Source organism: Acinetobacter sp. UBA3461, assembly GCF_002381195.1.
GTDB classification, from domain to species: Bacteria; Pseudomonadota; Gammaproteobacteria; order Pseudomonadales; family Moraxellaceae; genus Acinetobacter; species Acinetobacter schindleri.
The window spans coordinates 154,985-164,803 of record NZ_DFRO01000042.1 but is presented as its reverse complement, the minus strand read 5'-3'; the positions used below and the strand labels follow the sequence as shown (position 1 = coordinate 164,803).

General features: G+C 41.8%; 7 protein-coding genes. 4 read left to right on the top strand and 3 right to left on the bottom strand.

What is annotated here, in order from left to right; genetic code table 11:
* Positions 1-772: 772 nt before the first annotated feature.
* From ilvC to B3D47_RS12275, 3 genes are all read right to left on the bottom strand, one after another.
* Positions 773-1,789 carry a ketol-acid reductoisomerase gene (gene ilvC, locus B3D47_RS12285; protein ID WP_004813124.1) on the bottom strand — a complete coding sequence of 339 codons (1,017 nt, stop codon included), beginning with the start codon at positions 1,787-1,789 and terminating at the stop codon, positions 773-775.
* Positions 1,790-1,894: 105 nt separating this feature from the next.
* Complete coding sequence (ilvN, locus tag B3D47_RS12280; RefSeq protein ID WP_004813125.1) at positions 1,895-2,386, bottom strand: acetolactate synthase small subunit; 492 nt, start codon at positions 2,384-2,386, stop codon at positions 1,895-1,897.
* Positions 2,383-4,110 (bottom strand): acetolactate synthase 3 large subunit, encoded by a 1,728-nt coding sequence (locus B3D47_RS12275; RefSeq protein ID WP_004813127.1) that lies wholly within the window; start codon positions 4,108-4,110, stop codon positions 2,383-2,385. Before B3D47_RS12275 ends, ilvN begins: the two co-directional genes overlap by 4 nt.
* Positions 4,111-4,799: 689 nt before the next feature.
* Between B3D47_RS12275 and B3D47_RS12270 the strand changes: the two genes are divergently transcribed.
* From B3D47_RS12270 to holA, 4 genes are all read left to right on the top strand, one after another.
* Positions 4,800-5,126 carry a DUF4124 domain-containing protein gene (locus B3D47_RS12270; RefSeq protein ID WP_227591025.1) on the top strand — a complete coding sequence of 109 codons (327 nt, stop codon included), beginning with the start codon at positions 4,800-4,802 and terminating at the stop codon, positions 5,124-5,126.
* A gap of 122 nt (positions 5,127-5,248) precedes the next feature.
* Positions 5,249-7,870: a leucine--tRNA ligase gene (gene leuS, locus B3D47_RS12265; protein ID WP_286862248.1), complete on the top strand. Its 2,622-nt coding sequence runs from the start codon at positions 5,249-5,251 to the stop codon at positions 7,868-7,870.
* A 308-nt stretch (positions 7,871-8,178) separates the two neighbouring features.
* The gene (locus B3D47_RS12260) at positions 8,179-8,712 is read left to right on the top strand and encodes a hypothetical protein (protein ID WP_286862246.1); all 534 of its coding nucleotides are present in this window, start codon (positions 8,179-8,181) and stop codon (positions 8,710-8,712) included.
* Between the two features lie 9 nt (positions 8,713-8,721).
* Entirely contained in the window at positions 8,722-9,708 is a 987-nt protein-coding gene (gene holA, locus B3D47_RS12255) for a DNA polymerase III subunit delta (RefSeq protein WP_004813133.1), read from the top strand.
* Positions 9,709-9,819: the final 111 nt, after the last annotated feature.

Here is a 9,819-nt window from a genome sequence, read left to right as displayed (position 1 = left end):
TCATCAAAAAACCATTCAATATAAATAATTAAATTTTTACAATCAATAACTTAATAAATTATTTTTCACTATTTTAATACTTGTATCATAATTAATGACTTTTATTTCTTTTTCTATACAAATTTATTCAACCTTAAATTTTACGATAATTTTACTGGATATAAATTCATTTCAAATAATAATTCAATTAACTTTATATTAAAATAATTAAATTATTTTTCATTTTAAATATAAAAAATTTAATTGCTCCTGATTTTTTAAGACCTGTTAATACTTAAGAATAATTTTCAATTAATCATATAAACCATTATCTTTCTATAACTTATTTTATCTTAATTTTATTTATTAACTTAGTATAATCCACCCTTAGATCTAATTATCCACATTTCCAACTTATCAAAGAAAATTAATAATCAATAAATAATTAATTATTTTTAAACCCAATAATTTACATTTCTAAAAATAAAAATATGAAAACACCATTCAATTTGAGGGATTTTTTCCTTCAAATCAAATAATCTGAGAAATTAGTTTTACGCTTTATAATGATCTTGTTTGCTTGAGTCCAAGGTATGAAAGAGTACAAAATACTGTTTTGTACGAAGTGTAAGGAGACAAAGTACTGCTTTGAATGAAGTATAAGAAGTGAAAGCACACTGTTTTCATCTATTTGAGGCATGAAGTTCAACTCAAATAAATCAGTTTTGTTTTTTACAAGACATCAAAAAAGCCCCTGTTAAAAACAAGGGCTTTTCGACTTAGAAATTAGAACTTAGTTCTTTTCTTTGTCTACGATTTTGTTTGCTTGAATCCAAGGCATCATCGCACGAAGTTTGTTACCCGTTACTTCGATACCGTGAGCAGCATTTTGACGACGACGTGCAGTCATAGATGGGTAGTTCAACGCGCCTTCTTGGATGAACATCTTCGCGTATTCGCCTGATTGAATACGTTTAAGCGCATTGCGCATTGCTTCACGAGACTGTTCGTTAATAACTTCAGTACCAGTTACATATTCGCCGTATTCAGCGTTGTTAGATACTGAGTAGTTCATGTCTGCGATACCGCCTTCGAACATTAAGTCAACGATCAATTTAAGTTCGTGTAGACATTCGAAGTATGCCATTTCAGGCGCATAACCAGCTTCAACCAAAGTTTCGAAGCCCATTTTAACCAATTCAACAGCACCACCACAAAGAACTGCTTGCTCACCAAATAAGTCAGTTTCAGTTTCTTCACGGAAAGAAGTTTCGATGATACCTGTACGGCCGCCACCAACACCTGATGCATAAGAAAGCGCAACGTTACGAGCGTTACCAGAAGCATCTTGATGAATAGCGATTAGGTCAGGAACACCTGAACCACGTTGATATTCAGAACGCACAGTGTGACCAGGCGCTTTAGGCGCAACCATGATTACGTCAAGATCAGCACGTGGAACAACCTGGTTGTAAAGAACAGAGAAACCGTGAGCAAATGCAAGAGTCGCGCCTTCTTTGATGTTTGGCTCGATTACGTCACGATAAAGTTGTGCTTGGAACTCGTCTGGAGTCAAGATCATCACTACGTCAGCTTGAGCAACAGCAGCAGGAACTTCAGCAACTTTAAGACCAGCGTTTTCAGCTTTTTTCCAAGAAGTAGAACCAGCGCGAAGACCTACAGTTACGTCTACACCAGAATCTTTAAGGTTAAGCGCGTGCGCGTGACCTTGTGAACCATAACCAATGATCGCTACTTTCTTAGATTGGATGATAGATAAGTCGCAGTCTTTATCGTAAAAAATTTGCATTGCTGTCTCCGCTTAATGCTTGTTTGTCTGTTTAACCAGGCAGTGAATCTTGTATTTACACTGCCTGATACCCCCTTCTTTTTAGGATGAGGAAATACTTTAAAATTAGATTGTCAGTACTTTTTCGCCGCGTGCGATACCCGAAACACCTGAACGAACCACTTCTAAAATGGTATGTTCTGCAAGTGCATCAATAAACGCATCCACCTTTTCAGTTGTACCTGCAATTTGAATGGTATAAGTCGTTGGTGTTACATCAACAATCTGACCACGGAAAATATCGGCAGTACGTTTGATTTCATCACGCGATGAACCGAGTGCTTTGACTTTAATGAGCATCAGTTCACGTTCAATATGCGCACCTTCTGACAGATCCACTACTTTTACCACTTCAACTAATTTATTCAGCTGTTTAGTAATTTGTTCGATCTTGTGATCATCGCCATAAGTGGTCAATGTCAAACGAGAAAGTGTTGGATCTTCAGTTGGCGCAACGTTCAATGTTTCGATATTGTAGCCACGTTGTGAGAATAAACCCACTAAACGGGAAAGCGCGCCTGCTTCGTTTTCAACAAGTACAGAGATGATATGTCTCATGCTGTGCGCTCCCCTTTTGCCAACCACATATCCTGCATTGACTGACCTGCAATAAGCATCGGATAAACGTGCTCAGAGCGATCAACCATTACGTTAATAAATACGCACTTATCATTGATGGCCATCGCCTCTTCAAGCTTAGACTCAAGCTCATCTGCATGATCAATCTGAATACCAACATGACCATACGCTTCCATCAATTTTGCAAAGTCTGGCAATGACTCTACATAAGAGCTAGAGTGACGACCTTCATAGTTCATATCCTGCCACTGTTTTACCATACCCAATGCACGGTTGTTCAGGCACAGAATTTTCACATTCAAGCCGTATTGCTTACAGGTTGAAAGCTCCTGGATACACATCTGGATCGATGCTTCACCAGTGATACACACCACTTGCTGATCCGGGAATGCAAGCTTAGCCGCCATTGCATATGGCAGACCTACACCCATCGTCCCTAAACCACCTGAATTGATCCATTGACGTGGACGCTTGTAGCGGTAGTGCAATGCACCGAACATCTGGTGCTGACCCACGTCAGAGGTGATGATCGCTTCGCCATTGGTCACTTTGTCGAGCGCACGAACTACTTGTTGAGGCTTCATCGAACCATCAGTCGGTAGATCAAACTTCAAGCAGTTCACTTGACGCCATTCATCAATTTGCTTCCACCATGCCGCGATCGCTTCAGGATTTGGCTTGGACACATTCATCTGTTTCAGCTGGTTCAGCATTTCGTTTAATACAGGTTCTACTGCACCCACGATTGGAATGTGCGCCATGATGGTTTTAGAAATTGTCGCTGGGTCAATATCAATGTGAATGACTTTGGCATTTGGACAGAATTTCGCAGGATTATTGGTTACACGGTCATCGAAACGCGCACCGATACACAGAATCACGTCTGCATTGTGCATGCTCATGTTGGCTTCATAAGTACCGTGCATACCGAGCATGCCCAGGAACTGTGGATCATCGCCCGGGAATGCACCAAGACCCATCAAGGTATTGGTTACTGGGAAGCCCAACAGATGTGCAAGTTCAGTCAATTGTGCTGAAGCATTGCCTTGAACCACACCACCGCCAGAATAAATCACCGGGCGTTTAGCATGAATCAGTTCGTCAATCGCTTTACGGATTTGACCTGAATGACCACGGTATGGTGGCTGATACGAACGCATTTTCACTTTTTCAGGATATTCGTAAGCAAATTTCTCTGCTGGATTGGTCGCATCTTTCGGAATATCAACAACGACTGGACCTGGACGACCAGAAGCAGCGATATAGAATGCTTTTTTGATAATTGCCGGAATTTCACTGGCATGACGAACCTGGAAGCTGTGCTTCACAATCGGACGGGAAATACCGACCATGTCCGTTTCCTGGAACGCATCCTCACCAATTAAGTGACTTGCAACCTGACCAGACAGGATCACCATTGGAATGGAATCCATATAAGCTGTTGCTATTGGGGTTACAGTATTGGTTGCGCCCGGACCTGATGTCACAAGCACGACACCAGTTTTACCTGTTACGCGCGAGTATGCATCTGCCATATGGCCGGCAGCTTGTTCGTGACGTACGAGGTAATGATTAATTTTGTCTTGTTGAAATAGCGCGTCGTAGATATGTAGAACTGCGCCGCCTGGATATCCAAAAACATGTTCAACGCCTTCATCCGCTAATGCGCGAACGAGCATTTCACCACCAGATAAAAGTTCCAACGTGATTCACCCTAATATTATTCACTGCACAAATGGGAGGCATTTGCAGTGTTCATTCATTAACTGTCTGCACTGTTATAGCACATAAATTTCATAGTTTTCATAGCAATAGGAAAAAAATCTGGTCTCTTTACTGTTCGAGCAATACAAGACCTAAAACATGTTGGGATAAACATATTTTGCTTAGCTTTGTTCAATTTCTCGGCTAGAGAAATCGCCCACTGCATGAAATGACACTTATTCGAAGGGTGATCGATCTAAGGCATATAAAACTATTGCAGCATTCTTGTGTTTTCAGTCTGTAAAGTCAAGTTCAAAAAACACTCTGTTTCATCTAGCTTATAGGTTTTTTGCTGTTTTTCTAAACTTTTATTAAAGATATAGCTTTACACACCTTCTTTATTCAACAAAAATATTTAATAAAATCATTATGATAAATATTTATTTCTATAAAATTTTAGTATGCCTTATATAAAAAAAATGAATGAATTTTTCTATTTTTTGACTTTAATGTTTATAAATAAATTTACTTATTGGTCTGTTTATATTTTCTTCAATTAGCTTTCTCTGCATTTATTACGAAAAGTCGATAAAAATACTCCTTTAATTATTTAAACTGACTACAATATGCACAACCTGAATGCTGAAACTGCAAAGGATTGATGACCATGAGACGTTCACTGTTTGCCATGTTAACAAACACCCTTCTACTCTGTTTTATGAGTGGAAATACCATGGCAAATCAATACTATAAATGGGTCGATGCCAAGGGAGTAACGCATTACACCAAAACACCACCGCCAAAAAATGCAAAAAAAGCAGGTAAAGTAGAAACTTATGGCTGGAAAAATTCAGCCCCAACCCCTCCTAGAAATACTGAACCTGCTGAACAAACTGAGCACGCATCTCAAGAACAGCTGCAACAATCGCCTCAAGCTCCAGCGAATCAAGACCAGCAGCAACGCGAAGCGAACGAAGCCTTGCAACAATCTAAAAAGCGTGCAGTCGCTTTATAAGGCATCCCTCTAATAGGACAGTCGTTTTTTCTTCGGGAAATGTGAGTGCAAAATTCACTATAAGTGCATTTTGCGCTATGCTGTGCCTCATAATTTTTTAACCGTTCTCTTGTATTACGTATATGACTACTCACATTGACTCAGAATACCAAGCCAGTGCGATTGAGCCTCAAGTCCAACAGGACTGGGAATCGCAGAAAGCCTTTAAAGTTGCCGACACTGTAGAAGGTCCACGTCGTTATATCCTCTCGATGTTCCCTTACCCAAGTGGCAAACTGCATATGGGTCATGTGCGTAACTATACGATTGGTGACGTGATCAGCCGTTTCCACCGTTTAAAAGGTGAAACTGTGCTTCAACCAATGGGGTGGGACGCTTTTGGCCTACCTGCTGAAAACGCAGCAATTGCGCATCAGGTTGCACCTGCAAAATGGACCTTTGAAAACATTGATTACATGCGTAATCAGTTGAAAAAGTTAGGTCTTGCAGTGGACTGGGATCGCGAATTCGCAACCTGCACACCTGAATACTACCGCTGGGAACAATGGTTATTCGTTCAGCTTTATAAAAAAGGTCTGATCTACCGTAAGCTTTCAACCGTGAACTGGGATCCAGTGGATCAAACGGTTCTTGCAAACGAACAGGTTGAAAATGGTCGTGGCTGGCGTTCAGGTGCATTGGTAGAAAAACGTGATATTCCAATGTACTACTTCCGCATTACTGACTATGCGCAAGAATTATTAGACGATTTAGACACACTCAAAGACGGTTGGCCACAACAAGTGTTGACCATGCAACGTAACTGGATTGGTCGCTCACAAGGTATGGAAATCACCTTCCCTTCAGCAAATCCTAACGTGTATGCAGATGGTTTAACCGTATTCACCACACGTGCCGACACTTTAATGGGTGTGACTTATGTTGCAGTTGCAGCAGAACACCCAATGGCGTTAAAAGCAGCTGAAAACAATCCTGAGCTTCAAGCATTCATTGAAAAATGCCGTATGGGTTCTGTGGCAGAAGCGGATCTAGCGACTGCCGAGAAGAAAGGCATGGCAACAGGTTTGTCAGTTAAGCACCCTGTAACTGGTGAAGAAGTTCCAGTTTGGATCGCCAACTACGTTCTTATGTCTTACGGTTCAGGTGCGGTGATGGCGGTGCCTTCACACGATGAACGTGACTTCGAATTTGCCAATAAATATGGCTTGACCATCAAGCAAGTGATTGATGCAAAAGGCGCAGATGATGCAGACTTTGATGCGACTCAATGGCAAGAATGGTACGGTTCGAAAGAAGGTAAACTGGTCAATTCAGGTGAATTTGACGGTTTAGACTTCCAAGGCGCATTTGATGCATTCTTAGCGAAACTTGAGCCACAAGGCCTTGCAAACGTTAAAGTTCAATTCCGTTTACGTGACTGGGGTGTTTCTCGTCAGCGTTATTGGGGTTGTCCAATTCCAATGATTAACTGTGACACTTGTGGTCAAGTGCCAGTGCCAGAAGATCAACTTCCTGTTGTACTTCCAACTGATGTGGTGCCAGACGGTTCAGGCAACCCATTGAACAAAATGCCTGAGTTCTACGAAACCAAATGTCCTTGCTGTGGTGGCGACGCGCGTCGTGAAACAGATACCTTGGATACTTTCGTAGAATCATCTTGGTACTATGCACGTTATGCATCTCCAGACTTTACCGATGGCATGGTGAAACCTGACGCGGGTCAAACCTGGCTTCCTGTCAATCAATACATCGGTGGTGTTGAACACGCGATTCTACATTTGCTTTATGCACGTTTCTTCCACAAATTGATGCGTGATGAAGGTGTGGTACAAGGTAACGAACCGTTCACTAACTTGTTAACCCAAGGTATGGTGCTTGCTGATACGTATTACCGCGAAGCGGAATCAGGTAAGAAAACATGGTTCAACCCTGCGGACATCGAGCTTGAAAAAGACGAAAAAGGTCGTATCACTTCTGCGAAATACAAAGAAGATGGTCAAGACGTTGTCGTTGGCGGTCAAGAGAAGATGTCGAAATCGAAAAACAACGGGATCGACCCGCAAGCGATTATTGACCAATACGGCGCAGACACTGCACGTGTATTCATGATGTTCGCTGCACCACCTGACCAATCGTTAGAATGGTCTGATGCAGGTGTTGAAGGTGCAAACCGCTTCTTGAAACGTGTATGGCGTCTGGCAACCGGCTTCCTTGAACAAGGTAATGCTGCTGCAACTATCGACAAAGCATCGCTTTCAACTGCTGCGCAAGACTTACGCCGTAAAACGCATGAAACCATCCAAAAAGTGGGTGATGACATCGAACGTCGTCATGCATTTAACACTGCGATTGCAGCAATGATGGAACTTCTGAACGCAAACAACAAGTTTGAAGCGAAAGATGACAATGACGTGGCGGTTGCACGTGAATCGATCATTACGCTTTTAACGTTGCTTGCACCATTTGCACCACACTTAAGCCAGACTCTATTGGCGCAGTTTGGTATTGAGTTAACTTCTGCTCAGTTCCCAAGCGTTGATGAGTCTGCATTAACCCGTAATACCCAAACCATCGTGGTTCAAGTGAACGGTAAACTTCGTGGCAAATTAGAAGTATCTGTCGATGCGTCTAAAGATGACATCTTGGCGCAAGCGAAAGCATTGCCAGAAGTTCAACAATTCTTGACGGGTCCAACCAAGAAAGAAATTTTGGTGCCGAATAAGTTAGTGAATTTGGTGGTTTAAATCCTGAGGAATTGTTTAAGCACTGCTTTAAACAATTCCGCAAGGGGGGATGTGGGCAATTAAATCTATTAACCTCATCCTCTTGCGGAGTATATTCCTCATCCCGAAAAAGAAAGTTTAAAAAGCTCCTCATCCTAACCTTCTCCCAGAGGGAGAAGGGACTTTAAGGAATAATCCCTCCTCACATAAAAGGTAGAGATTAAAAAACAATTCCCAAACAAAGCCCGTTGCCAGTCAACGGGCTTTGACTTTACAATCCCCTACAGAATTTCAATATTTTCCCATTTTGGAAAAACAGAGGACAGCGCATGCATTTGGGCAAACGTTTAGCAGTAATTGTTTTAACTTGTGGCCTGAGTGCAGGCCTAGTCGGCTGTGGCTTCCATCTTAAAGGTAATAATCCAAGCTCAGTACCTGTGGCTTATTCAGTAATGAGTCTGGCTTTACCTGCCAATACCGAGGAACTTCAGGAAAAACTAGCAATTTATCTGGGTGCGGCCGGCGTACAATTGTCAAATTCACCAAATGCCTATGTATTGCGTGTACTGGATTATACTCCGCGTCGTTTGGAATTAAACGGTAAACTGGTAGAAACATTATTACGTCTCAATGTGACCTTCCGTATTGAAGATGCACAAGGTAATCCTGTGACTGAACCGCGTACAATCGTCGCGACCCGCACCTATCAATATGATATCGAGACAGTAAATACTGATGACCAGGAACAGGTTTTCCTGAAACAGGTTCTCATTGATGATGTAGCACAACAGATTGCGCGTCAGATATCATCAAATCGCCTACCATTGGCAAAACCTGAAACTACTACTCAACCGACACAATAAGACTGAACCATGAAACTTGATTACCTTCAGGCATTAAAACGTGTCTCCGATGCTCGCGGTGCCTGGGTGTTACATGGTCAGGAACCTCTGCTTGAGCAGAACCTGATGGATGCTTTTCGTGCTAGCTGGCAACAGCGGGAAGTTGAACGTCAGCGCTATGATGTCAGTTCGGTCAGTGACTGGAAAAATGTCTTTAATGCATTAAATAGTTTGTCTCTGTTTTCGACTCAATTAGCGGTTGAAGTACATGGCAACATCAAGCCGGACGCTAGTGGCATCAAGCTATTAAAAAGCTATTTGCAGCAGGACAGTGACAATTTATTGCTGATCATCATGCCTAAACAGGATAGTAGCAGCCTGAAATCCAGCTTTTTCCAGGTCATGGATGCCAATGGCGTCAATGTCTCTCTTACAGCCAATTATCCGCGCGACCGTCAGCAAATTTTGTCAGTTGAGGCAGAAAAGCTCGGCATTAAGCTTGCCAATGATGCCTGGGCTTGGCTGGAACAACACCATGAGCATAACCTGCTGGCAGCCAAAAATAGTCTGATGCGTGTCAGTGATACCTTTGCTGAGATCGATGTAATCCAAGTGGATCATCTGTATGCCTGCCTGCAAGATCAGTCGCGTTATAGTACCTATGACCTGAGTGATGCCCTGCTAAATGGTAATCTGGCACAATCGATTAAAATTTTTCAGTATTTGATTGCTTCTGGTGAGCCATTGAGCTTAATTCTTTGGAGTATCAGCAAGGAAATGCGTTTGTTAATGCAGCTGTTTGAACAGCCACAAAATGCGCTACAGATCGGTATCTGGAAAACCAAAGTTAGCCTATATCAACAGGCTTTACGTCGACTTAGCCCACAAACCTTTTTAGCTTGGCCGGCCCTGTTATTAAGAATTGATGCTTCTATCAAAGGGTTGGGGCATGAAAACCCTGAACATTTGGTGCAGCAAGCCATTGCCAGCATGTGTGGCAAAACTTTATTTCATTAATAGCTTAATCATCAGATAAATAAAATAATAATCATTCTTATTTGTTAAAAAAATTCACGATTTATCCTTAATTCGCTTTTATAATCACTCACATATCTCTGACTTAAATCT